This window comes from Enterovirga rhinocerotis (genome assembly GCF_004363955.1).
Lineage (GTDB): Bacteria > Pseudomonadota > Alphaproteobacteria > Rhizobiales > Beijerinckiaceae > Enterovirga > Enterovirga rhinocerotis.
This window is the reverse complement of record NZ_SNZR01000011.1, coordinates 1,713,718-1,737,263: the sequence shown is the minus strand read 5'-3', so window position 1 is coordinate 1,737,263 and position 23,546 is coordinate 1,713,718. Positions and strand designations below refer to the sequence as shown.

The following is a 23,546-nucleotide window of genomic DNA, read 5'->3' as shown; positions in this document are numbered from 1 at the left end:
TCCTCGAGAGGATCGCGGAGGGGTCGATCTCGCTTGTCTTCCGCCGTTGGCGGCGTCCGAGCGTGAAGACGGGCGGCCGACTGACGACCTCGATCGGCATCATCGCGATCGACGCGTTGGACCCGGTGTCGGCCGAGGAGATTGGCGATGCTGATGCTCGGCGGGCGGGCTATGCCTCGGCGGCGGAACTGAGGAACGAACTGAGCGGGCGGCCGGAGGGGCAGCTCTACCGCATCGCCGTTCGCTTGGTGTCGGCCGATCCGCGCATCGCCCTGCGGGCGGATGATCGCCTGGGCGCGGAGGAGATCGCGACGCTGCAGACTCGCCTCGATCGTCTCGACGGGGCGGAGCCATGGACGCGACGCGCGATGGAACTGGTCGCGTCGGAACCCGGCCTGAGGGCCGCCGATCTTGCCGAGGCGGTCGGACTCGACAAACCGGCCTTCAAGGCAAGGATGCGCAAGCTGAAGGCGCTCGGCCTGACGGAGAGCCTGGATGTCGGCTATCGTCTCTCGCCGCGTGGACGCTCCCTCCTGAAGGGGCTCGGCGACACCGAGCGCTGTTCCTGATCACCCCTTCGTCGCGCCCGCCGTCAGTCCGGCGATGTAGTAGTCCATCAGGAAGGCGTAGATGACGAGCGGGGGCAGGGCGCCGAGCAGCGCGCCAGCCATGATCTGCCCCCAGTTGAAGACGTCCGCCTTGATGAGGGTCGTCGCGATGCCGACCGAGAGGACGAGCTGGTCCTGGCTCGTCGTGAGCGCGAGCGGATAGAGGAACTGCGCCCAGGCGACGGTGAAGGCGAAGATCGTCGCGGCGATGAGCCCGGGCAGCGCGACGGGCACGAAGATCTTCAGCAGCGTCTGCGTCCAGGAGGCGCCGTCGATCAGCGCCGCCTCGTCGAGCTCCTTCGGGATCGAGGCGAAGTAGCCGATCATGATCCAGGTGCAGAACGGCACCGTCAGCGTCGGGTAGACGAGGACGAGCACGTACCAGTTGTTGATCAGCTCGATCCCGGTCCAGTCGCGGAAGGTCGCGAACATCTTGAAGAGCGGGATGAAGAGCAGCGTCTCCGGGATGAGATAGGTGAGGAACACGCCCGTCGCGAGGACGCCCGAGCCCCAGAACTTCATGCGCGAGAGGGCGAAGGCCGCCGGCACGCTGATCAGCATCGTGATGATCACGGTCAGGACCGCGACGAGGACGGAGTTGACGAAGAAGGTGCGGAAGAGAGGCGAGCCGAGGAGTTCGGTGAAGTTCGCGAGCGTCGGGTTGAAGACCCACCACGGATTGGTCGCCGCCGAGATCTCGCTCGATGTCTTGAGCGCCGTCAGCAGCATGTAGAAGGGCGGGCACAGCGCGAAGGCGACGAAGAGGACGAGAAACACATAGGCCCAGCGCACCGCCCAGCGGCGGTCGCCGAGAACCGTGCCGGAGGTGGTCTCGTCGGGAGCCAAGGTTGCGGTCGCGGCCATTAGGATCCCTTCGAAAGCGAATGCGCGGCCAAACCCTCCCCGGGAGGGGGAGGGTCGACGGCGAAGGGTGAAACTCGCATCGCGCGAGCGAATTCACATCTCGTGTTTCGCGGGCGCGAGGGCTTCCTTCCCCCTTGCGGGGAAGGTGGTCCCGAGCGAAGCGGAGGGCCGGATGGGGGGCGGTGCCTCCGCGTCGCGCTCTCCGCGAGCGGCGCGCCCCCCACCCCCAGCCCCTCCCCGCAAGGGGGAGGGGAGGAGCGCGTGTCTCTGTCACAGCGATAAAGTGATACCGTGACGCACTTGGCGATGGTGAGCCCTGCGGTGGTCCCGGCGAACGGATCGCTTGGTGCCGCCATCACATCCGCTCCGAGCGCTTGTTGACGTCCCGCAGGATGAAGATCGCCGCGACGGCCAGGATCGGCACCATGAAGAGCGAAACGGCGGCGCCGAGCGGGATGTCGCCGCCCTGGATGCCGAGCCGGAAGGCCCAGGTCGCGAAGACGTGGGTCCGGTCGATCGGCCCGCCTGCCGTCAGGATCCAGACGATGTCGAAATTGGCAAAGGTGACGATGAGCGAGAACAGGGTCGTGATGGCGATGATGTTCCGCATCATCGGCAGCGTGATGTAGAACAGCTTCTGCCAGAAGGTCGCCCCGTCGATCGCCGCGACCTCGTAGAGTTCAGCCGGCACCGATTTCAGCGCAGCCAGATACATGATCATGAAGAAGGGCGCGCCGTACCAGATATTGACCAGGATGACCGAGAACCGGGCCCATGTCGCATCGCCCGTCCAGGGCACCGGCCCGATGCCGACGAGGCCGAACAGCCAGTTGAAGGCGCTGTAGGACGGGTCGAACAGCCAGAGCCAGGTCAGGGTCGAGAGGGCAGGGGGGATGACCCAGGGGATCAGCAGCATCCCGCGCCACTTGCGCTGGCCCTTGTCGGGGATGGCGTTGACGAGGTGGGCGACGATGAAGCCGATCAGCGCCTTGAAGATCACCGCCGTGACCGCGAAGATGCAGCTCTGCCTCACCACCATCCAGAACGTCTCGCGGGTGAACAGGAAGCTGAAATTCGACAGCCCGACGAATTGCGTCATCCGCTTGTTCAGCGTCGCGAGGTGCAGGGCGTAGAAGGCTGGATAGATCACCAGCACGCTGACGAGGACGATCAGCGGCAGAGTGAACAGGAAGGCGACGAAGGAGCGCCCGCGCAGGAAGTTGCCGATCCGCGACCGCTGGCGATGGCTCGATGCGGCCTGGACGTCTCGGACGGCGAGATCGGACATCGAGTACCTCGGTGCCAGCGAAGGGCGTTGCGGTCGGGTCGGCGTCGCACCCCTCATCCGTCACCGCTTCGCGGTGCCACCTTCTCCCGCAAGGGGAGAAGGGAGCGTCGGCGTTCCGCATCGTCCTTCTCCCCTTGCGGGAGAAGGTGGCCTCGGCGTCAGCCGAGGTCGGATGAGGGGTGGAGACGCCGACGTTCGCCGTCTCAGCCCCGCATGAAGCCCTCGACCTCGTTCTGGGCCCAGGTCAGCGTCGCTTCCATCTTCTCGCCGCCGAGGTGCCGGGCGACCATCTTGGTCATGATGGCCTGGTTGTAGATCTGGTTCGCGATCTCGGGCGGCGCGGGCGCGGCGGCGATCGAGAGCGTCTGGTGGTTGTGCGGGTTCGGGTAGTGGTAGAGCGTGCCCTTGGGCGGCTCTTCCTCGGCCCAGGTCTTCAGCGTCGTCAGCCCCTCATAGGCCGGCAGGTCGTAGCCGACGGAGACCGCGACCATCTTGGCGATGGAGTCATGCGTCGAGAGCGCGCGCAGCAGGCTCTTCGCGGCGGGCTTGTTCTTCGAGAAGGACCAGATGCCCCACAGATAGGGCAGATAGGGCGCGAACCGTCCCTTCGGCCCGGCCGGCATGCCGTGCGTCCAGCATTGCCGCGCGATGTCCGGCGCGTCGCGCTTGGCGACCGCCCAGGAGCTCGGCGGATTGCAGATCAAGGCGCCGCGGCCGGAGACGAGCCACTTGTTGTTCGAGGCATCGTCCCAGGCCGGAGCGTCCGGCGGCAGGACCTTGGCGAGCTTCGCGTACCATTCCATCGCCTGCCGGACGGCATCCGACTTCACGGTGAGCTTGCCGTCCTTGTCGACGAGCGCGGCCCCGAAGGACTGGAAGATCGCCCCCGCCGTATCGACCGAATCCGTCGTCTGGCCGAGGCCGATGCCGAAGGGGAAGCCCGCCTTGTGGCAGGCTTCGGCGGCCGTCAGGAAGGTGTCCATGGTCCAGTTGTCGGCCTTGGGCGCCGCGCCGGCCGGATACATCGCCTGGACGTCGATCCCGGCATGCTGCTTCATCAGGTCGATGCGCGAGCAGGGGCCCTTGATCTGGCTGCCCGGCGTCGCCGGGATCGCCATCCAGCGGCCCTTGACCTTGGCGAGATAGTCCACCGTGCCGTTCACGGCGCCGTTCTGCTTGATCAGGTCGGCCATGATGTCGTCGACCGGCTCGAGCATGGCCGCGTGCTCGTGGATGTACCAGGTCGGGAAGGCGAAGACGTCGTGGCCGGACTTGGCCTGGGCCTCGGCCGCGATGGTGAGGAGATTCTTGTTGCCCTGAGAGGTGATGAAGTCGGCCTTGACGGCGACCTTCTCCTTCTCGCCCCAGGCCTTGACGATCTCCTCGGTCGCGCGGTTCGCGCCCGGCACCCAGTGGTCCCAGAAGCCGACCGAGAGGCTGCCGGCTGCATGCGCGCCGCTGACATAGGGCGCCGAGACGAGGGCGGCTGCCGAGGCCGCGCTGGTCTGAAGGACGCGACGACGAGTCGGCTGAGTGAAGGCCATTCCGTTCCCTCCCAGTGATCTCTTTCGGGAAGCCGCGCGCAGACGCAGCCGGATCTGTCGCCCGGTCTCATGCGCCGATGCTGTCGGTTTCCATCGATTGTTGCGAGGATATTGGACTCGGTGTCAGGAAAGATCAATCGGAACTTCGGTCTAATACTGAGGATTGCTGATATTCCGCAGCGCAATACACGATGTTCGCTTGCGCATCCCGGTGCCGGGGATCGGGTTTCCGCCCGATCAAGCAATTGGATTCCATCGATCTTCGTGACACGATGACGCCATGCATATCCTACGACCCGCCTTCGCGATGACGGACGACGAGGCTCTCGCCTTTGCGGCGCAGCGTGGCTTCGGCACGCTGATCGCGTCGGACGAGGACGGCCCGCGCGGGTCCCATGTGCCGTTCGTCGTCGAGCGCCGCGAGGGCGGCGAGACCGTGGTCCAGACGCATCTGACGGCCCGCAATCCGCTCGCGGCCCTGGCCGACGGGCGGCGACGCTTCCTGCTCGTCGTCGCCGGGCCGGACGCCTATGTCTCGAACGACTGGTACGACACGCCGGACCAGGTCTCGACCTGGCTCTACCGCGCCGTGCACCTCTCGGGCGTCGCGCACAGGCGGGAATTCGACGGGAACAGGCCCCACGGCGATTCCCTCCTCGCCGCGACGGAGGAACGGCTCCTGCCGAAGGAGCCCTGGACGCTCGCCGGCATGGAGCCCGTCAAGCGCGAGGGGATGCTGCGCGCCATCACGGTGGTCGACCTGCATGTCGACCGCATCGAAGGCCAGAACAAGCTGAACCAGCACAAGCCGGACGTCGACCACGTCGCCATCGCCGACCGTCTCGGCGCGTCCGACGCGACGCCGGCCCGCGAACTCGCCGAGGCGATGCGGGCGCTCCGGCCGGGCCTGTCGTACCGCTCCGCGGATACGTGAGGGGCGCGGGGCGGCCCTGCGAATCCGGGCGATTGAGGTTCGTACCGGATTTGTTCTAGTCTGTCCTGCCCGAGACAGGTGCGAAAGCGGCCGGGATGCCTATCTGTGAAGGCCCCGCCGCGACCGCCTTTGCCCGACCGGATCCTGGATGTCCAAGAAGCCTCACGTGAAGCCGCAAGAGACGACGCTCGACGGCCTGTTCGACCGCTCGCGTCCCCGCGATTTCGGCGATCAGCGCGTCATCTCCGTGCGCGGCGCGCGCGAGCACAACCTGAAGAACGTCGATCTCACCATCCCGCGCGACCGGCTCGTCGTGTTCACGGGGCTGTCGGGCTCGGGCAAGTCCTCGCTCGCCTTCGACACGATCTATGCCGAGGGCCAGCGCCGCTACGTCGAGTCGCTGTCGGCCTATGCCCGCCAGTTCCTCGAGATGATGCAGAAGCCCGATGTCGACCAGATCGATGGGCTCTCCCCCGCCATCTCGATCGAGCAGAAGACGACCTCGAAGAACCCGCGCTCGACCGTCGGCACCGTCACCGAGATCTACGATTACATGCGCCTTCTCTGGGCGCGGGTCGGCGTGCCGTATTCGCCGGCGACGGGGCTGCCGATCGAAAGCCAGACCGTCCAGCAGATGGTCGACCGCATCCTCGCCCTGCCGGAGAAGACGCGCTTCTACCTGCTCGCCCCCGTCGTGCGGGACCGGAAGGGCGAGTACAGGAAGGAGATCGCCGAGTTCCAGAAGAAGGGCTACCAGCGCCTCAAGGTCGACGGCCAGTTCTACCCCATCGACGAGGTCCCGGCGCTCGATAAGAAGTACAAGCACGACATCGACGTCGTCATCGACCGGCTCGTCGTCCGCGCCGACATGGGCGCCCGCCTCGCCGATTCGCTGGAGCAGGCGCTCGACATGGCGGACGGCATCGCGGTGGTGGAATTCGCGGACCGGGCGGAGGGCGAGGCGGAGGCGCGCCGCATCACCTTCAGCCAGAAATTCGCCTGCCCGGTCTCGGGCTTCACCATCCCCGAGATCGAGCCGCGGCTGTTCTCGTTCAACTCGCCGACCGGCGCCTGCACCAAATGCGCCGGCATCGGCCACGAGATGCGGATCGATCCGAACCTGATCGTGCCGAACGGCGAGATCACGCTGAAGCGCGGCGCCATCGCGCCCTGGGCGAAATCGACCTCGCCCTATTACGGCCAGACCCTCGACGCGCTCGCCAAGCATTACGGTTTCTCGACCGGCGCGAAATGGAGCGCGCTGCCGGAGGCCGTGCGCAAGGTCGTCCTCTACGGTTCGGCCGGCGAGGCCATCCGCATGGCCTATAACGACGGCCTGCGCGCCTACGAGGTCAACAAGCCCTTCGAGGGCGTGATCACCAATCTCGAACGGCGCTACCGCGAGACGGAGAGCGACTGGGCGCGCGACGAGATCTCGCGCTTCATGTCCGAGACGCCCTGCGCGGCCTGCGGCGGCAAGCGCCTCAAGCCCGAGGCGCTGGCGGTGAAGGTCGACGGGCTCGACATCTCGGAGGCGACGGCCGTCTCCATCCGCGAGGCCGTCGCCTGGGCGCGCGCGTTGCCCGAGAGCCTGACCGCGAAGCAGAATGAGATCGCCGTCCGGATCCTCAAGGAGATCCGCGACCGGCTGACCTTCCTCTCCGATGTCGGGCTCGACTATCTCTCGCTCGCCCGCGCCTCCGGCACGCTGTCGGGCGGCGAGAGCCAGCGCATCCGCCTCGCCTCGCAGATCGGCTCGGGGCTGACGGGCGTCCTCTACGTGCTCGACGAGCCCTCCATCGGCCTCCACCAGCGCGACAACGAGCGCCTGCTCGGTACGCTGAAGCGGCTGCGCGACCTCGGCAATTCCGTCATCGTCGTCGAGCATGACGAGGATGCGGTGCGCCAGGCCGATTACGTCGTCGATATCGGGCCGGGCGCTGGCATCCATGGCGGCAACATCGTCAGCCAGGGCACGCCCGACGAGGTGATGGCCGATCCGAACTCACTGACGGGCGATTATCTCACCGGCCGGAAAACCGTGCCGATCCCGCCGAAGCGCCGCAAGCCCGACCGCGCGCGGCAGATCAAGCTCGTCGGCGCGCGCGGCAACAACCTCAAGGACGTCACCGCCGAGGTGCCGCTCGGCCTCTTCACCTGCATCACGGGCGTGTCGGGCGGCGGCAAGTCGACCCTCGTCATCGACACGCTCTACCGGGCCGTGGCGCGCAAGCTCAACAACGCCGCCGAGCACCCGGCCCCCTTCGAGCGGATCGAGGGGCTGGAGCAGCTCGACAAGGTCATCGACATCGACCAGTCGCCGATCGGCCGCACCCCGCGCTCGAACCCGGCCACCTATATCGGCGCCTTCACCATGATCCGCGACTGGTTCGCGGGCCTGCCGGAGGCGAAGGCGCGCGGCTACGGCCCCGGCCGCTTCTCCTTCAACGTCAAGGGCGGGCGCTGCGAGGCCTGCAAGGGCGACGGCCTCATCAAGATCGAGATGCACTTCCTGCCGGACGTCTACGTCACCTGCGACGTCTGCAAGGGCCGCCGCTACGACCGCGAGACGCTGGAGGTGAAGTTCCGCGACAAATCCATCGCCGACGTGCTCGACATGACGGTCGAGGAGGCGACGGAGTTGTTCAAGGCCATCCCCGGCATCCGCGAGAAGATGGCGACGCTCGCCCGCGTCGGGCTCGACTACGTCCATGTCGGCCAGCAGGCGACGACGCTGTCGGGCGGCGAGGCGCAGCGCGTGAAGCTCGCCAAGGAGCTGTCGAAGCGCTCGACCGGCCGCACCCTCTACATCCTCGACGAGCCGACGACGGGCCTCCATTTCCACGATGTCGCCAAGCTCCTGGAGCTGCTCCACGAACTGGTGGCGCAAGGGAACACGGTTGTCGTGATCGAGCACAACCTCGAGGTCATCAAGACGGCCGACTGGGTCATCGACATGGGCCCCGAAGGCGGCGACGGCGGCGGCCGGATCGTCGCCCAGGGCACCCCGGAGGACATCGCCAAGAGCGAGGCCAGCCACACGGGCCGGTTCCTGCGCGAGGTCCTCGCCCGCCGCCCGCTGGTGCGGGCGGGGGAGGGGGCCGAGGCGAAGCCGGCGAAGAAGGCGCGGGCGAAGGCTGCTGCGGGGGTAAAGCGAGAGGCTGCGGAGTAATCAAAACACCATTGACCTAATTGGCGCTCGGGGCCATGTGAAAATATATATTGCTCTATATTGCCCTCATCGCCTCGAGTGTGCACCCCTCGTGCTGGGGTAAACCCGGGCGGGTTCGATCCCGTCGCCCATACCAGTCAGTCCTGCTGTTTCGCCATCTCTCCGAGAGCGTTATCAAATTCGCTCTCGCTCGCGCCGGCTTTCCGTATGGCTTCGATCAATCGGCGCTTCTGCTCGGCAGGCGTTAGCTGTTCGGCGCCGAGCTCGGTCAGTTTGGTGGAACGACCGTCACCGGTCTGCCTCACCTTCTTGGCTGGTGAATTCGGTGCCATAGGGTACGCCTCTTCCGGCGTGCGGCTGACAACGCAGTCCGGCCTGAAGTGACTCGGCTGACCACGACGGGCTAACATTCCTGAATGGGGGTTCGAAAGTACGATTACCAGCCGCTATTGGCACCAGGCCGGCACCGTTTGGCGTTGCCGGATGTTGAGCGCTTGTTCGTCGCCAGCTTCGAAGGAAAAGCGCGTACGCGACGCGAGGCACTATTTGGCTCGTTTGAGCAGCTCGTTCAGGCTCTACTTACAAGATGCATTCCTTGCGAAGTGAGACTTGACGGGAGTTTTCTCACAAAAAAGCCAGAGCCGTCAGACATAGACGTAGTTGTCGCTTTGGACGAAGATGTCTCCGGCCTGTTGACACCTGAACAGAATGCATTGATTTTCGATTTAAACACCTCAGAACTATTTGTAGGACTTGACTGCACCGTTTGGGTGAACTATACTCGGGAGAGTGAAAATTTCGGACGTGGTCTAGACGCCGACGCGGCGAGCGAAGGCTATGGGCTGGAAAATGGTCAGAGGCATCTAAAGGGCTACGTGGTCCTAAGACTGTGGGAAACCGATGTCGGACTTCGCATCAGTCGTTGATCGGACACGCCGCGCCTTCGCTACCGTCTCGCGGCTGGAAGGTGCGCTCGCTCGCGACCCTGGCAATCGAGCATTGCAGATCAATCTGGCCGCTGCGGCTAAACGAGCACAGAGCAGCCAGTCTGATCTCATGAGCATATCTGAGTATCAGCGTGTTGAGGTATGTAACTATAGACTCGCCACAGAGGAGCAACCTACATTTCGCGTTGCCGCCGTTTCGAGGTCTCTAATTGAGTATCAAAATCTGTTTAGCCAGATATACGACGCCTTAAAAAATGGTCCGAAGGGAAAGGCGGTCTTCGGTAGGAACGAAGAGCTAGAGAGTGCTCTTGAGCTTGCCTATTCTTATAGCGGATCGCTTGGAATAGTACTATTTGTGCAGAGCGAGCGTAATTTCTTTGAAGGCAGGCTTGATGATTCTATAGCCAAACTTTTTGAAGTCATGAATATCGCCTCACGGGCAGATGTCCGACAGGTTGCGGACGAGCTTGGAAACAGTGTTGTGAAGCGCCTGCATGACTGGTCGCGCGCCAATTTAGACGGTGGCTTCTCAACAGACGTCCAATGGAGCCGATCTGACGGGCGGAAACTCGGACAGTTTGTCGAGCGCGACCGCTTAGGAAAAATCGTCGACTTGATTGTGGCGACATCAGACGAGAAAGTCTCTTACCCTCTATTGAAGGGCGCTCTGGTCGGTGGCGATATTGAAACAAACCAGTTTCATTTAGTTGTCCCCGGCGGGGAGTCTTATCGAGGAAGAATTTCGCTCGACTTCAACAGGAACACGGAGATCACGTTGGGCCGAAGCTATACGGCTCGTCTCCGCCAGACCACTACAACCGTGTATGCAACTAATCAGGACAAGGTCGACTTCGAGCTTCTCAGCTTGTCAAATCCGGCTGACATAGCGGCAATCGTCGAAAGAGATGACGAATAGTAGCCTTGGCTCTCACCGAAGCTACTTGCGACCTTAGGCCCTACCAGCAGTTTGGTCCGTGAGCCGCATTCCCGTTATCCCTTCAGGGCGCGTTCCACCCGCATCGTGTCATCTGCACCATGCGCGACCTGCTGATTGTAGCGGAAGTCGACGAACTCGGCGAAGTAGCGGTGCAGGTGCTTGTCGCCGCAGTGCTGATAGACGCCCTTCATGCCGCGCTCGACTAGAGAGACGACAGCCCGCTTGCTCGACAGACCTCTCCGCGAGAGAAGTGGAGGCCAAACAGCGGGACCGTCTCCGATCCCGTGACGAGTGGCCGGCCCAGCCCAAAATCGCCGAACCCGAGACGACGGACGGCTCTCCAAAACCCAACAGATCGAGTCCCCGGCGTTTCGGGTCCCCTCGATGCGTCATCCTGAGGAGCCCCGAACGGGGCGTCTCGAAGGGTCGAACCACGGATCGGATCACCCACCGGACGGCGCGGGCGATGGCGCTCGGCCCGTCGCAGGACGCGCCACCTGCGTCCCCTGTCCCGGGAGGGAGAGGGACAGGGCGTAGCCGACCAGGGGACCCCGCCCGCGAAGCGGGATGGGGGGGTCGGCGGAGGGGAGGGCAGGGCGGCAGGGGCGGAGCCCGTACTAGCGGTAGAACTTGCGGATAGGGTCTCCCCTCACCCGGCTCGGGCTGCCGCCCGAGTCCGCCCTCTCCCGCAAGGGGAGAGGGGAGCCCCCGCCGTCTTTGCGAGGAGGCGGAGCCGACGACGCAATCCAGGGGGCGGCGCAGTGCGGACGGGGTGGATTGCTTCGCTGTGCTCGCAAAGACGGCGTCTTTCCGCCTGCTCAGGATGGCGGCGCTTCGGGAGGCCCCGCCATCGCATCCAGCCACCCCAGCAGCGGCGCGAGGAACGGCCCCATATGCCGATAGGCCTGCAACTCCCGCGGCATGGCGCTGAGGGCGGTTGCGAGCTCTGTGGCCTTGGCCGGGGAGGGGACGGCGTCGCGGAGGCGGTGGAGGCGGGTCCGGATGCTGAAGATCACCGCGCCCGTGCGCGGCAGGCGCTGGAGGACCTGGCGCTCGGTGCGGAGCCGGAGGACGTCGCCGGCATTGTCGGCCGTCACGGCCGGCGCGTCGGCCGTGCGGCCGCGCTGGAAGAGGTCGGCATTGTCGTGGACCAGCCAGTTCAGCCGGGCGACGATGTGGCCCGGCGCGAGCCGCTCGAAGAAGCGGCCGACAGGGGCGGCGAGGGCGGGTGCGTAGCCCGGGACGGGGCCGTGGATCTCGCCGAGCGGATGGCCGAGCTTCTCGCGCAGGATCCAGTTCGAGGGAAAGCAGACGCAGCCGGCGACGAGCCGGTAGCCGCCCTCCGCCGGCAGGAGGATGCAGACATCCTCCTGCACGAGCCGCGCCGCGCGGGCGAGCGGAGGTTCGGCGACGTCCTCCGGCGCATCCGCGAGGCGCCCCGGATGGTGGAGGCGGAGATTGGCGCGGAGAAGCTCCAGCACCTCCGCCGCCGCATCCTCGGAGCCGGGGAGGGCGGCGAGCACGTCGTCTCGGCGCGTCGCGAGGAGCCTCGCTTTCTCCGCCATCTGCGCGGCGGTATCCTCGCCGAACTGGATCCACTCGGCGGCGTCGATGGGCGAGAGGCCCATCCGCATGGTGCCGCGGGCGAAGGGGATGTCGGGGGCGACGGATCTCGTCGTCATGCCGCGCCGGGGCAGGGCCGGCGGATGGGACGGCGCGCTGCGTGGATCGCGTTCATGTCGACGGCTCCCCGGTCCGAAACGCCGGGACTGTGCGGGGAGCGAGGCGGCGACGCAACCGGACGGATTGCGGACGCGTCCGCCCCTCACCCGGCTCGGGCTGCCGCCCGAGTCCGCCCTCTCCCGCCGGGAGAGGGGTGCGCGAGGGGCGCGTCAGGCCGGCGCCGCCGCGTTCTTGTCGCGGAGGTCGTAGAGGCCGTCCGGCTCCTTGGTCATCACGACCTGGCGGTCGTGCATGCCGATCAGCGTCGAGCGGTGGCCGATCGAGACGACCGTCGTGTCGGGAAGCTCGCGCTTGAGGATGTCGTAGACGGCGGCCTCCATCGGCTCGTCGAGCGAGGCGGTGGCCTCGTCGAGGAGGAGCCAGTCGGGCTTGGCGAGGAGCGCGCGGGCGAGGGAGAGCCGCTGCTGCTCGCCGCCGGAGAGGCGCTGGCCCCAGTAATCCTCGATGTCGAGCTTGTCGACGAACTGGCCGAGATTGACGGCGAGGAGCGCCTTCCGGATCGCCTCGTCGTCGTAATGCTCGTCCAGGCCGGGATAGGTTACGGCCGCACGCAGCGTGCCGACCGGGATGTACGGCTTCTGCGGGATCAGCATCACGCGCTTGCCCACCGGGATCTCGACATGGCCGCGTCCGAACGGCCAGATGCCCGCGATGGCGCGGAACATCGTCGACTTGCCGGAGCCCGAGGGGCCGGTGATCAGGACCGAGCGTCCCTCCTCGAAGGCGAAGTCCTTGACGTCGACGATCTCGCGGCCGTCCGGCAGGGCGAGGCGCATGCCCTGGAGGGCGAGAGCGTGCCCGCCGCGCTGCGGCGCGACGTCGATCCCGCTCGCGAGGCCCGCGGCCTCCGCCTCGGCCATCGAGTCGTTGAAGGTCGTCAGGCGGTCGACATTCGCCTTGAAGGCGGCGAGCGTCACATAGGCGGAGATGAAGAACGACATCGCGCTCTGCACCTGGCTGAAGGCGTTCGCCGTCTGCTGGAAGACGCCGAGCGTGATGCGGCCCATGAAGTAGGAGGGCGCCGCAAGGACGTAAGGGAAGATCACGCTGAGCTGGTTGTAGCCCGCGGTGAAGCTCGTGAGCTTCATGCGCCGGCTGAGGATCTGCAGGAAGTTCCGCGCGACCTCGGTGAAGCTGCGCTCGAGCCGGGCGGTCTCGGCCTTCTCGCCGCGCAGCAGCGCGACCTGCTCGCCGTATTCGCGAAGGCGCGCGAGCGAGAAGCGGAAATCGGCCTCCACCTTCTCCTGCCGGAAGTCGAGCCCGATGAGCGGCCGGCCGATGAGATGCGTCAGCCAGGTGCCGACGACGGCGTAGACGATGACGAGCCAGACGAGGAAGCCGGGCATCGTGATCTCCGTGCCCGGCAGCACGAAGTCGCGAGACAGGTGCCACAGGATGATCACGAAGGAGACGAGCGTCGCCGCCTGCGACAGGAGCCGGATCGAGAGGCTCATGAGCTGGTCGATGAAGAGGCGGATATCGGCCTGGATGCGCTGGTCCGGGTTGTCGGTCTCGTGCCCGAGGAGCGGGATGCGGTAATGCGTGCCGTTCTCGAGCCAGCGCCGGGTCGTGCGCTGGGTCAGCCAGGAGCGCCAGCGGATCAGGAGGGCGTTGTCGACGAAGATCTCGTAGACGGCGACCGCGATCCAGATCGCGGCGAGCGGCGCGAAGACGCCGAGGATCTGATGCCAGAACGCGTCGACATTCTTCTCCTGCAGGGCGTTGAACAGGTCGCGGTAGAAGCTGTTGAAGCGGATGTTCATCGCGACCTGGAAGAAATTGATCCCGATGAGCAGGCCGACGAGTCGCGCGCCGACCCGCCCCTCGCGCGAGCCCAGCCACGCGAAGGGGCGGCCGAAGTCGGAGGAGGGTGTCTCGGCGCGGAAATAGGGATCGGCGAGGGTCGTGATCGTGCGGATCACGGGAATGAAGGAGACGCCGTAGACGATCAGCGCGAAGACGGCGGCGGCGGAGGCCGAGAAGGCCGGCGGCAGGAGCTCCGTCACCATCTGCGGCAGGAAGCCGAGCCCGCCGAGCAGCGACAGCGTCGCCAGGAAGAGGAAGCCCAGCGCGTACATCGTCACGAAGATGCGCAGATAGGGCGAGATCGACCGGGACAGGAAGACGATCGCCGCGAGGACGGCGCCGGTCAGTGGGACATAGGCGGGGAGCGGCCCGCCGAGGAGCACGTCGCCGAAGGAGCCTCCTCTCGCCACGCCGAAGAACAGGGTCGCGAGCGAGAACGCTCCGATCACGAGGCTCAGCGCCGTCATCGCGGGCTCCGGAGGCAAGCGTGGGTGGGATCTGCGGCTCGGGCGAGCCGCCACATCGGTGCGAACGACCGATGCGGCCGTTCTCTTAGCGGAGCGTAGAGGGGCTGGAAACGCAAAAGGCCGTGCGGTCGCACGGCCTTGCGGTCGCTCCCGAGCGCCGGCTCAGAGCGAGCGTTCGAAGCGGATCTCGCCGTTCGGGCCCTTGATGATCAGCGTGCCGACCATCGTGTCCCATTTGGCGGAGGTTCGCAGCGCGGTGAGGAAGGCCATTTCGGTTGCCATCACGCCCTTGTCGCAATTGCGTTTAGTCAGCGCGAGCGGCCCGACCGCGATTCCCTGCTCGCGCAGAGGATAGGCCGTGGTCGAGAAGCTGTTGCAGCCGCCGAAGCCGTGGACCCGGAACTGGTCGTCGAGGCGGAAGGCGGGGCGTTCGGAGCCCGAATAGGCCTTGCCGTTCAGGCTGACGGCGATCCAGGCCGCGCCCAGCGGAAAGCGCTTCTCCTGGCTCTTCTTGATGGACGAGAGGCCGCTCTGACCGCCCTGCTGCTGGGATTCGTTGCCCCCGCCGCCACCGCCGCTCTGCCCCCAGCCGAAATTGCCGAGGCTCTGCGCCTGGGCGGCCGTGGCGACCGCCATACCCATTGTCAGGGCGATGATGCCGAACGTCCGCATTCGTGTCCCCATTGTTGTCCGCGGCAAGGAGCAGATGCCATCTCAAAAGCACGCGAATCGCGCAACTTTAGGGCAGCATGGCGGCTTCCGACGATGTGCCGCGATGCTAGCCGGTTCCGTCCAGCCTGTGGAAGAGCCGCTCGGAGAGCGGGACGGAGCTCCGGAAGACGTAGTCGAGCGTGCGCACGGTCACGTCTTCCGCGCCGCCCGCCAGGAGTTCCTCGACCGCCGCGAAGACATGGCGGCCCGGGCAGTGGATCACGAGTTCGTGCGCTCCTTCGCGCCCTGCGGGAATGCGTGCCCCGGTGCGCGCAGCGAGCCCGGCAAGGTCGAGGCCAGACCGGTCGAGGACCGCGCGGATCTCGCGCGTCGACCGTGCCGCTTCCTCGGCCGCGATGCGGGCGAGGGCGGTCCGCGCGGCGTCGCGGGCGCGCCGGCCCCAGGGCGCCGCCAGCGACGCGACCAGGTTCGCCTCCGAGCGGAGCATGGTCCCGTCGTCGAGCAGCTTGAGGCCGTTGGCGGCGAGGGTGGCGCCCGTCGTCGTGATGTCGACGATGATGTCGGCCGTGCCCGCCTGCGGCGCCGCCTCGGTCGCGCCGAGGCTCTCGACGATGCGGTAGTCCGAGACGCCCATGCGGGCGAAGAACGAGCGCGTCAGGTTCATGTACTTGGTCGCGACGCGCAGGCGCCGGCCATGCCTCGCGCGCAGGGCCTCGGCGACCTCGTCGAGATCCGCCATGGTGCGGACGTCGATCCACGATTGGGGCACCGCGACGACCACGTTCGCGAAGCCGAAGCCGAGCGGCGTCAGCAGCTCGAGCTTGCGGTCCGCATCGGGCACGCCCTCGCGGAGAAGGTCCTCGCCGGTCACGCCGAGATGCACGGCGCCGCTCGCGAGCTGGTTCACGATCTCGCCGGCCGAGAGGAACATCACCTCCGCGTCGGGCAGGCCGAGGATCGAGCCGCGGTAATCCCGCGAGCCGCGCGCCTGGCTGACGGGCAGGCCGGCACGGCTGAAGAACGCGTTGGCGTTCTCCTGGAGGCGACCCTTGGACGGGACCGCGATGACGAGGGGGGAATCGCTCATCGTCACGCTCCCGCGAACCGGTCGAGCCAGAAGGAGCAGCCGATGGCCGGGATCGCCCGGCCCGGCCCGAGATGTTCGAAGAGCCGGTCGTACCGCCCTCCAGCCGCCACGTAGGAGCCCTCGGCGCTCCCCGCTTCGCGAAGCTCGAAGATGAAGCCGGTGTAGTAGTCGAGGCCGCGGGCGAAATCGGCCGCGAAGAGCAGCCGCGACAGGTCGATTCCTCTGGCCGCGATGAAGCCGGTCCGGTCCTCGAAGCGGTCGAGCGCGACCGAGAGATCCAGGCCCTCGTCCCGCGCGAGCGCGCGGATCGCATCCGCGCTGTCGTCGAGATCGCCGCGGATGGCGAGATAGCGCCGCAGCACCGAGCGGGCCCGGTCGGAGACCTCGCCCGACCCGTTCTCTGCCTGGGCGAGGAAGCGATCGGCGATCTCGGCTGCGGTCCGCCCCCCGATCTGCGAGAGGCCGGCGATGGAGATGACGTCCTCGACGAAGGCGCGCGCGGCCTTCGGGTCCTGCCCCTCGATGGCGGCGAGGAGGCCGGAATAGGCCGTCGCGTCCTGCCGCGTCGGCTTGCTGCCGATGGCGGCCGCACCCTTGCCGGCGGCGAGGCTCCGGGCCAGGCGCCGACGCTTGTTGGCCGGAATCGACAGGGCGTCGAAGACGGCTTCCAGCATGCCCATGTCGCCCAGCCGAACCTCGTATTCGGTGCTCCAGCCTGCGGCGTAGCCGTCGAGGGCGAGGCCGAGCGCATCGGCATCCGCCGGACATTGGTCGTCCCCTCCGATCGATTCGAAGCCGACCTGGAGGAATTCGCCGGACCCCTCCTGGCGGAGCCGGAAGACCGGGCCGAGATAGCAATACTCGGCGCTCTCGCGGCCCGAGGCGACGTGGTCGCGGCAGACGGGGATCGTGTATTCGGGCCGCAGGCAGAGGTCCCGCCCCTGCTGGTCCTGAGTCAGGTAGAGCCGCCGGCGGATATCCTCGCCCGACAGGTCGATGAAGATTTCGGCCGGCTGGAGGACGGGCGGCTCCATGCGCCGGAAGCCCTGCTTCTCGAACAGGTCCAGCAGCGCGGCGCCCGCTTCTCCGGCTATGTCGCGTGTCGTCATGCCCGGCCTCCTAACGGATGGCGCGGACATGAGCGACTGATTTCGACGCGAAGGGTGAAAATGACGTCCGGGTGTCAGCCGCGGCCGACGAACGGCATCTTGGTCGCCATGATGGTCATGAACTGGACGTTCGCCTCGAGCGGCAGGGCGGCCATCTGCGCGACGGCCTTCCCGACGAGGTCGGGATCCATCACCGCCTCGGCCCGGACCGAGCCGTCCGCCTGAGGCACGCCCGCCTTCATGCGCCCGCCCATGGCCGTGTCGGCATTGCCGATGTCGATCTGCCCGCAGGCGATGTCGTAGGCGCGCCCGTCGAGCGAGGTCGACTTGGTGAGCCCCGTGACGGCGTGCTTCGTCGAGGTATAGGCGATCGAGAACGGGCGCGGAGCATGCGCCGAGATCGAGCCGTTATTGATGATGCGTCCGCCGCGCGGCGACTGGTCCTTCATGATGCGGAAGGCGTGCTGGGTGCAGATGAAGATGGCGGTGAGGTTGGTGGCGACGACCTCCCGGAAGGTCTCGGCCGGCAGGTCCTCGATCGGAATGGCCGGAGCGCCGCGCCCGGCATTGTTGAAGAGGAGATCGAGGCGGCCATAGGTCTCGATCGTCTTCTTGAAGGCGTTCTCGATGCTGGCATCGTCGGTCACGTCGGTCGGCACCGCGAGCATCCGGCCCTTTTCGGCCATGGCCGCGACCTCTTCCAGCGGCTCGATGCGCCTGCCCGTCAGCACGACGTTCCAGCCATCCTTCACGAGCGCCAGAGCCGCGGCCTTGCCGACGCCCGTGCCGGCGCCCGTCACCATCGCAATCTTCGCTGCCATTTTCGTCTTTCCTCCCGAAGAGGAAAATCCATAGACCGGGGCGGCGGGAGGAGGGAAGCGTGGAGCTGCTCCCCGCCGCGCAGAACGTCGCCTCGGCGCGGGCGACGTCGGTTCAGGCTCGACCGCCCGGCCTGTCCGGCGCGACCTCCACACTGCGGCTGCGGCGAACGAGATCGATCAGACATCGCAGCTTCGGCGCGATGTTCCGCCGGCTCGGATAATAGAGGAAGAAGCCTGGAAAAGGCGGGCAGAAGTCTTCGAGAAGGGGAACCAGCTCGCCTCGTTGGAGATGCGGCCGGAACGATTCCTCCATGCCGAAGGTGATGCCGGCGCCGGACAGGGCCATGCGGATCATCAGGGCCATGTCGTTGGTCGTGACGTCCGGCTCGACGTCGACGACGAAGTCGCGACCGGCCTCCGTGAACTCCCAGCGGAAAGGAGCGGCCTGCGGGGCGGACCGCCAGCCGATGCACCGATACGCGCTCAACTGGCGAGGATGCTCCGGCGGATCCCGGAGGGCGAGATAGGCCGGGGAGCAGACCGCAATCTGCCGCTGATCGCCCGAGACCGGGAGCGCGATCATGTCCTGTTCGACGACCTCGCCGAGCCGCACGCCCGCATCGAAGCCGTGGGCGACGATATCGATCTCCTCGTCGCTCACCAGCACGTCGAGCTGAACGCCCGGGCAGGCCTCGGCGTACTCGGTCAGAAGCCTTCCCGACAGAAAACCCTCCGCGATGGAGGAGACGACGAGGCGCAGGCGACCGCGGGGTTCCGCCCCCAGATGATGCGTCGCCTCCATTGCCGCCCGGATGTCGGCAAGAGGCGGGGCGATGTCGGCGTAGAGCTGCGCGCCGGCCTCGGTCAGGCCGACACTGCGGGTCGTCCGGAGGACGAGGGCCAACCCGACCCGGTTCTCGAGGCGCCGGATGGCTTGACTGACCGCCGAGCGCGTCACGCCCAGGCGGTCGGCGGCCGCCCTGAAGCTGCGCTCTTCAGCGACGAGAAGGAAGGTCGTGAGGGCGTTGAGATCGTGGTCCATTGGAAAGACAAGCTAACCAACCTGTCGAACGCTGGCCAGCTTATCGCGACAGACTCTTCTGCCTACCTTCCAGAAGACGGGCCACGGGACCTCGGACCTCGAGGTCTTCGGTGGCGCGACCAGGAGGCTGCTGCATGGACAAGACCGTCTTGATCACCGGAGCATCGAGCGGGATCGGCGTCGGCATCGCTCGCGAATTGTCCGGTGCGGGAGCGCGCCTCATGCTCGGGGCGCGACGCACCGACAGGTTGGAGGCGCTCGCGGCCGAACTCCGGCAGGCGGGCGGCGAGGTCGAGTTTCGGCGTCTCGACGTGACGAGCCGCGAGGATGTTCTGGCCTTCGCCGATGCCGCACGGAGGGCGTTCGGACGCATCGACGTCATCGTCAACAATGCCGGCGTGATGCCGCTCTCGCTGCTGGCCTCGTCGAAGGTCGACGAGTGGGACCGGATGGTCGACGTCAACATCAAGGGCGTGCTCTACGGGATCGCCGCCGTTCTGCCGGAGATGACGGCGAGGGGCTCGGGCCACATCGTCAATATCGGCTCCATCGGTGCCCTGTCGGTCTCCCCGACGGCTTCCGTCTACTGCGCGACCAAATATGCGGTTCGCGCGATCTCGGACGGTCTGCGTCAGGAACGGCGCGACATCCGCGTGACCTGCATCCATCCGGGCGTGGTGACGAGCGAACTGGCCGACACCATCACCGATCCCGTGGCGGCGGAGGCGATGAAGAGCTTCCGCGCCGTTGCCCTGGAGCCGGACGCCATCGGTCGGGCCGTCCGCTACGCGCTGGAGCAACCCGAGGACGTCGACGTCAGCGAGATTGTGCTGCGGCCGACGCGGTCGCCCCACTGACGAGCACCATCCCCCACCCGCTCACGCGGAATTGCAGAAGGAACGATGCCATGACGCTCAACCTCAACCGCCCGCTTGCGATCCCCGCCCGCCGCCATGTCCTCGCCGCCGCAATCGTCTCCGCGATGATGCCGGCATTCGCCGCGCCGGCCTGGTCGGACACGTCCGCGACGACGCGAAACGAGACCATCGTGCGTCAGGCCTTCGAGCGTTGGGCTGCGGGCGAGAACGTCTTCCCGCTCCTGCTTTCGCCCGATGTGGTCTGGACGATCCCGGGTTCGGGCCCCGTCGCTGGCACCTATCGCGGCTTCACCGATTTCGTCGAGAAGGCCTCGCGGCCGCTCGTCAGCCGTCTGGCGACCCCCATCGTTCCCGATGTTCGCCATATCTGGGCGGCCGGCGACACGGTGATCGTTCGGTTCGACGGGGCGGCGACGACCACGGCCGGCCATCCCTACCGCAACCAGTTCGTTTGGATCTTCCGGATGGGCGACGGCCGCGTCGTCGAGGCGGAAGCGTTCCTCGATCTCGCCGCCTACCAGCAGGTCGTCGAGAACAATCCGGTTCGGGCGAGGTAGCGCGATTCCATCACCCTGCCACAGCCGGTCCGCGCCGGGGCTCGATCGGCAGTGACGGCAGTCCGATCGCCTTCTCCAGGAGGTGCCCGGCTGCCAGCAGGTCGGCGTCGGCATGGGGGCGGGCGACGAGTTGCAATCCGACCGGCAGGCCGCTCTTCGTCAGGCCGATGGGCACCGACAGGCACGGACAACCGGTCAGGCTCAGGCAGAACGTGAGGAACATCCAGTCGATATAGGTCTCGAGCGGCTCGCCATTGACCTCGGTCGGAAAGCGCTCCTCAACCGGGAACGGCGGCAGGACGACCGTCGGGCAGGCGAGAATGTCCGTGCCGCGGAAGAACCCGGTCATCGCATTGAAGATCCGGTGGCGCGCTGCCTCCGCCGCCAGGATCTCGGCGGCGGTCAGGTTGAAGCCCTTCTCGATGTTCCAGACGATCTCGGGAGCGATGCGTTCGCGATGTTCGGGAAGGAGGCCGCCGCGGACATTCGCGATCATGAGCGCCCGCAGCGTCTGATAGCTCTCGATACTGCCCGAGAGGTCCGGACCGCCATCGTAGACCTCCGCGCCCAGGCTGCCGAACCGCGCCGTCGCGGTGCGGCACAGGGCGACGACTTCGGAATCGACCTGTCGTCCGAGGCCGAGATCGGACGTGAAGGCGACCCGGTGCGGCGGCTTCGCCGTGGTCAGGTCGGCGCCGAATGATTGCCCGGGTACGGCCTGGGCGTAGGGATCCTCCCGCTCGGGTCCGACCTGGGCATCCAGCATCAGCGCGAGATCGGCGACGCTGCGCGCCATCGGCCCTTCGACCCATAAGGGATCGAAGGCGGGCAGACCTTCGCCTCTTGGAACGCGCCCGACGCTCGGCCGCAGGCCGGCGATGCCGCAATAGCTGGCCGGAATGCGCAGCGACCCTCCGAGATCGCTGCCATTCGCCAGCCAGACCTCGCCGGCCGCGAGCGCCGCCGCCGCTCCTCCGGAGGAGCCACCGGCCGTCATCCGCAGATCCCAAGGATTGCGCGTCGTGCCGTAGACGGGATTGAACGTGTTCGAGCCCGCGAATTCGGGCACGTTCGACTTGGCGAGGACGATGGCGCCATGAGCCTCCAGATTGCGGACCGTGAGGTCCGATCGCTCCGGGATGTTCCGGGCGTAGATGGGCGAGCCGTATGTCGTCGGGACGCCCGCGACGTCGTTGAATTCCTTGATGGCCACCGGCAATCCTGCGAGCCAGCCGGGGCCTTCGCCGGCCGCGACGTCGAATTGGCGCGCTTTGGCGCGCGCTTGCTCGAAGAGCCGCACCGGCAGGGCATTGACCTCGCCGTCGACGGCTTCGATCCGCGCGATGGCCGCCTCCACCATCTCGAGGGGCGAGACCTCTCCCGACCGTAGGCGCTCGACCGCCTCGACGGCGCTCAACCTGCAAAGCTCCGACATTCTTCCTCCCGCGGGGACGAACGCCCCGATCCGTTCTTGGCCGCGACCCTACATCATGCGGGGCGACGGCGTCGCCGCTTGCGCGCGCTGAGTCCGAGGGCGAGGACCGACTCGCAGGCCAGGCCAAAACCGCCGTCCTGCCTGCCTCGCCATCCCCGCGCGCGAACGCTATAAGCCCGGCCTTCCCGCCGGCTCGTCGGCCGGTGGATGACGGGGTCGGGATGATGGTGGAGCAGGTCTGGTCGCCGAAGAGCTGGAGGGAGAAGCCCATCCAGCAGATGCCGGTCTATCGCGATGCAGAAGGGCTCGCCGCCGTCGAGGGCCAGCTTGCCGGGTTCCCTCCGCTCGTCTTTGCAGGCGAGGCGCGGAAGCTCAAGGCGGCGCTCGCGAAGGTGGCGGCCGGCGATGCGTTCCTGCTTCAGGGCGGCGATTGCGCCGAAAGCTTCGCCGAGCATTCGGCCGACAACATCCGCGACTTCTTCCGCGTGTTCCTCCAGATGGCGGTGGTGCTGACCTTCGCCGGCTCGTCCCCCGTCGTGAAGGTCGGGCGGATCGCCGGCCAGTTCGCGAAGCCTCGCTCCTCGGATACCGAGACGGTGGGCGATGCCACCTTGCCGAGCTATCGCGGCGACATCGTCAACGACATCGGCTTCGAGGGCGCTGCGCGTGAGCCCGATGCGCGCCGCCAGCTCGAGGCCTACCGGCAATCGGCCGCGACGCTGAACCTGCTGCGTGCCTTCGCGACCGGCGGCTACGCCAATCTCGACAACGTCCATCGCTGGATGCTCGGCTTCGTGCGGGACCCGGCGCAATCCTCGCGCTACGCCGAACTCGCCGATCGGATCACGCAGACGCTCGCCTTCATGCGTGCGATCGGCATCGATCCCGAGACGCATCCCGAGATGCGGACGACGGATTTCTACACGAGCCACGAAGCCCTGCTGCTGGGCTACGAGCAGGCCTTCACCCGTGTCGATTCGACGAGCGGCGATTGGTACGCCACCTCCGGCCACATGCTCTGGATCGGCGACCGCACCCGGCAGCCGGACCATGCGCATGTCGAGTATCTGCGCGGCATCCGCAATCCGATCGGCATCAAATGCGGGCCTTCGCTGACGCCCGACGGCCTGCTCCGTCTCGCCGACCTCCTCGATCCGGACCGGAAGCCGGGCCGGCTCACGCTCATTTGCCGTTTCGGCGCAGGAAAGGTCGGCGACCATCTTCCGGGCCTCATCCGCGCCATCGAGCGCGAGGGGAGGCCCGTGGTGTGGTCGTGCGATCCGATGCACGGCAACACCGTGAAGGCCGGCAGCTTCAAGACCCGGCCGTTCGAACTCGTCGTGCAGGAGATCCGCAGCTTCTTCGCCATCCATCAGGCGGAGGGAACGCATGCCGGCGGGCTGCACCTCGAAATGACCGGCAAGGATGTCACCGAATGCACGGGTGGCGCCCGGGCCGTGACGGATGCGGACCTTCAGGACCGCTACCATACCTATTGCGACCCACGCCTCAACGCCGATCAGGCGCTCGAGATCGCCTTCATGACGGCCGAGTTGATCAAGCGCGAACGCGATCGGCGCGGGGTGAAGCTGCCGGAAGCAGCTGAATAATCCTCATGTAGTGAACACGAAAAGG

General features: G+C 66.9%; 20 protein-coding genes and 1 pseudogene. 8 read left to right on the top strand and 13 right to left on the bottom strand.

The window, feature by feature from the left end; translation table 11 throughout:
• Positions 1–125: 125 nt before the first annotated feature.
• Entirely contained in the window at positions 126–569 is a 444-nt protein-coding gene (locus tag EV668_RS08960) for a winged helix-turn-helix domain-containing protein (protein ID WP_245512956.1), read from the top strand.
• Here the strand turns inward: EV668_RS08960 and EV668_RS08955 are convergent, their stop codons facing one another.
• The 3 genes from EV668_RS08955 to EV668_RS08945 form a co-directional block, all read right to left on the bottom strand.
• Entirely contained in the window at positions 570–1,472 is a 903-nt protein-coding gene (locus EV668_RS08955) for a carbohydrate ABC transporter permease (protein WP_133769406.1), read from the bottom strand.
• Between the two features lie 355 nt (positions 1,473–1,827).
• Positions 1,828–2,760 carry a carbohydrate ABC transporter permease gene (locus EV668_RS08950; RefSeq protein ID WP_133769405.1) on the bottom strand — a complete coding sequence of 311 codons (933 nt, stop codon included), beginning with the start codon at positions 2,758–2,760 and terminating at the stop codon, positions 1,828–1,830.
• 203 nt (positions 2,761–2,963) lie between these two features.
• Entirely contained in the window at positions 2,964–4,304 is a 1,341-nt protein-coding gene (locus tag EV668_RS08945) for an ABC transporter substrate-binding protein (RefSeq protein WP_133769404.1), read from the bottom strand.
• A 280-nt stretch (positions 4,305–4,584) separates the two neighbouring features.
• Between EV668_RS08945 and EV668_RS08940 the strand changes: the two genes are divergently transcribed.
• A complete protein-coding gene (locus tag EV668_RS08940) occupies positions 4,585–5,238 on the top strand; it encodes an FMN-binding negative transcriptional regulator (RefSeq protein ID WP_133769403.1) in 654 nt (217 codons plus the stop codon).
• 148 nt (positions 5,239–5,386) lie between these two features.
• Positions 5,387–8,410 (top strand): excinuclease ABC subunit UvrA, encoded by a 3,024-nt coding sequence (gene uvrA, locus EV668_RS08935; RefSeq protein WP_133769402.1) that lies wholly within the window; start codon positions 5,387–5,389, stop codon positions 8,408–8,410.
• 137 nt (positions 8,411–8,547) lie between these two features.
• On the opposite strand, the gene EV668_RS08930 is transcribed toward uvrA, so the two are convergent.
• Positions 8,548–8,742, bottom strand: coding sequence for a hypothetical protein (locus EV668_RS08930; protein ID WP_133769401.1), 195 nt, complete (start codon positions 8,740–8,742; stop codon positions 8,548–8,550).
• Between the two features lie 84 nt (positions 8,743–8,826).
• Between EV668_RS08930 and EV668_RS08925 the strand changes: the two genes are divergently transcribed.
• Positions 8,827–9,336, top strand: a complete 510-nt coding sequence (locus EV668_RS08925) for a DUF6932 family protein (protein WP_425359598.1) — start codon at positions 8,827–8,829, stop codon at positions 9,334–9,336.
• Entirely contained in the window at positions 9,311–10,273 is a 963-nt protein-coding gene (locus tag EV668_RS08920; RefSeq protein WP_133769399.1) for a hypothetical protein, read from the top strand. Before EV668_RS08925 ends, EV668_RS08920 begins: the two co-directional genes overlap by 26 nt.
• 33 nt (positions 10,274–10,306) lie before the next feature.
• Here the strand turns inward: EV668_RS08920 and EV668_RS08915 are convergent.
• The 8 genes and pseudogenes from EV668_RS08915 to EV668_RS08880 all read right to left on the bottom strand — a co-directional run.
• A pseudogene (locus EV668_RS08915) lies at positions 10,307–10,503 on the bottom strand (IS1595 family transposase); the annotation flags it as partial.
• 609 nt (positions 10,504–11,112) lie between these two features.
• A complete protein-coding gene (locus EV668_RS08910) occupies positions 11,113–11,976 on the bottom strand; it encodes a heme-dependent oxidative N-demethylase family protein (RefSeq protein ID WP_133769398.1) in 864 nt (287 codons plus the stop codon).
• 210 nt (positions 11,977–12,186) lie between these two features.
• Complete coding sequence (locus EV668_RS08905) at positions 12,187–14,310, bottom strand: ABC transporter ATP-binding protein/permease (RefSeq protein ID WP_133769397.1); 2,124 nt, start codon at positions 14,308–14,310, stop codon at positions 12,187–12,189.
• A 162-nt stretch (positions 14,311–14,472) separates the two neighbouring features.
• On the bottom strand, positions 14,473–14,946 hold the full coding sequence (locus EV668_RS08900; protein ID WP_245512954.1) for an META domain-containing protein: 474 nt from the start codon (positions 14,944–14,946) through the stop codon (positions 14,473–14,475).
• A gap of 142 nt (positions 14,947–15,088) precedes the next feature.
• Positions 15,089–16,069 carry an ATP phosphoribosyltransferase gene (gene hisG / locus EV668_RS08895; RefSeq protein ID WP_133769396.1) on the bottom strand — a complete coding sequence of 327 codons (981 nt, stop codon included), beginning with the start codon at positions 16,067–16,069 and terminating at the stop codon, positions 15,089–15,091.
• Between the two features lie 2 nt (positions 16,070–16,071).
• Positions 16,072–17,178, bottom strand: coding sequence for an ATP phosphoribosyltransferase regulatory subunit (locus EV668_RS08890; protein WP_133769395.1), 1,107 nt, complete (start codon positions 17,176–17,178; stop codon positions 16,072–16,074).
• Positions 17,179–17,252: 74 nt separating this feature from the next.
• Positions 17,253–17,999, bottom strand: coding sequence for an SDR family oxidoreductase (locus tag EV668_RS08885; RefSeq protein WP_133769394.1), 747 nt, complete (start codon positions 17,997–17,999; stop codon positions 17,253–17,255).
• Positions 18,000–18,111: 112 nt separating this feature from the next.
• Complete coding sequence (locus EV668_RS08880) at positions 18,112–19,041, bottom strand: LysR family transcriptional regulator (RefSeq protein ID WP_133769393.1); 930 nt, start codon at positions 19,039–19,041, stop codon at positions 18,112–18,114.
• A 134-nt stretch (positions 19,042–19,175) separates the two neighbouring features.
• On the opposite strand from EV668_RS08880, the gene EV668_RS08875 reads away from it, so the two are divergent.
• Together EV668_RS08875 and EV668_RS08870 are read left to right on the top strand one after the other, a co-directional pair.
• Positions 19,176–19,898 carry an SDR family oxidoreductase gene (locus tag EV668_RS08875; protein WP_133769392.1) on the top strand — a complete coding sequence of 241 codons (723 nt, stop codon included), beginning with the start codon at positions 19,176–19,178 and terminating at the stop codon, positions 19,896–19,898.
• A 50-nt stretch (positions 19,899–19,948) separates the two neighbouring features.
• Complete coding sequence (locus tag EV668_RS08870; protein ID WP_133769391.1) at positions 19,949–20,476, top strand: nuclear transport factor 2 family protein; 528 nt, start codon at positions 19,949–19,951, stop codon at positions 20,474–20,476.
• 10 nt (positions 20,477–20,486) lie between these two features.
• Here EV668_RS08870 and EV668_RS08865 read toward each other — a convergent pair whose 3' ends face one another.
• Entirely contained in the window at positions 20,487–21,893 is a 1,407-nt protein-coding gene (locus EV668_RS08865; RefSeq protein WP_133769390.1) for an amidase, read from the bottom strand.
• A gap of 245 nt (positions 21,894–22,138) precedes the next feature.
• Here EV668_RS08865 and EV668_RS08860 point away from each other — a divergent pair, with 245 nt between their 5' ends.
• Positions 22,139–23,521: a class II 3-deoxy-7-phosphoheptulonate synthase gene (locus EV668_RS08860; protein ID WP_425359613.1), complete on the top strand. Its 1,383-nt coding sequence runs from the start codon at positions 22,139–22,141 to the stop codon at positions 23,519–23,521.
• Positions 23,522–23,546: the final 25 nt, after the last annotated feature.

Coding starts and splice junctions, on each gene's coding strand:
- EV668_RS08905 (WP_133769397.1), bottom strand. CDS start 14,310: ATGACGGCGCTGAGCCTCGTGATCGGAGCGTTCTCGCTCGCGACCCTG.
- EV668_RS08875 (WP_133769392.1), top strand. CDS start 19,176: ATGGACAAGACCGTCTTGATCACCGGAGCATCGAGCGGGATCGGCGTC.
- EV668_RS08890 (WP_133769395.1), bottom strand. CDS start 17,178: ATGACGACACGCGACATAGCCGGAGAAGCGGGCGCCGCGCTGCTGGAC.
- EV668_RS08910 (WP_133769398.1), bottom strand. CDS start 11,976: ATGACGACGAGATCCGTCGCCCCCGACATCCCCTTCGCCCGCGGCACC.
- EV668_RS08930 (WP_133769401.1), bottom strand. CDS start 8,742: ATGGCACCGAATTCACCAGCCAAGAAGGTGAGGCAGACCGGTGACGGT.
- hisG (WP_133769396.1), bottom strand. CDS start 16,069: ATGAGCGATTCCCCCCTCGTCATCGCGGTCCCGTCCAAGGGTCGCCTC.
- EV668_RS08880 (WP_133769393.1), bottom strand. CDS start 19,041: ATGGACCACGATCTCAACGCCCTCACGACCTTCCTTCTCGTCGCTGAA.
- EV668_RS08885 (WP_133769394.1), bottom strand. CDS start 17,999: ATGGCAGCGAAGATTGCGATGGTGACGGGCGCCGGCACGGGCGTCGGC.
- EV668_RS08940 (WP_133769403.1), top strand. CDS start 4,585: ATGCATATCCTACGACCCGCCTTCGCGATGACGGACGACGAGGCTCTC.
- EV668_RS08900 (WP_245512954.1), bottom strand. CDS start 14,946: ATGGCGGTCGCCACGGCCGCCCAGGCGCAGAGCCTCGGCAATTTCGGC.
- EV668_RS08870 (WP_133769391.1), top strand. CDS start 19,949: ATGACGCTCAACCTCAACCGCCCGCTTGCGATCCCCGCCCGCCGCCAT.
- uvrA (WP_133769402.1), top strand. CDS start 5,387: ATGTCCAAGAAGCCTCACGTGAAGCCGCAAGAGACGACGCTCGACGGC.
- EV668_RS08955 (WP_133769406.1), bottom strand. CDS start 1,472: ATGGCCGCGACCGCAACCTTGGCTCCCGACGAGACCACCTCCGGCACG.
- EV668_RS08950 (WP_133769405.1), bottom strand. CDS start 2,760: ATGTCCGATCTCGCCGTCCGAGACGTCCAGGCCGCATCGAGCCATCGC.
- EV668_RS08920 (WP_133769399.1), top strand. CDS start 9,311: ATGTCGGACTTCGCATCAGTCGTTGATCGGACACGCCGCGCCTTCGCT.
- EV668_RS08945 (WP_133769404.1), bottom strand. CDS start 4,304: ATGGCCTTCACTCAGCCGACTCGTCGTCGCGTCCTTCAGACCAGCGCG.
- EV668_RS08925 (WP_425359598.1), top strand. CDS start 8,827: ATGGGGGTTCGAAAGTACGATTACCAGCCGCTATTGGCACCAGGCCGG.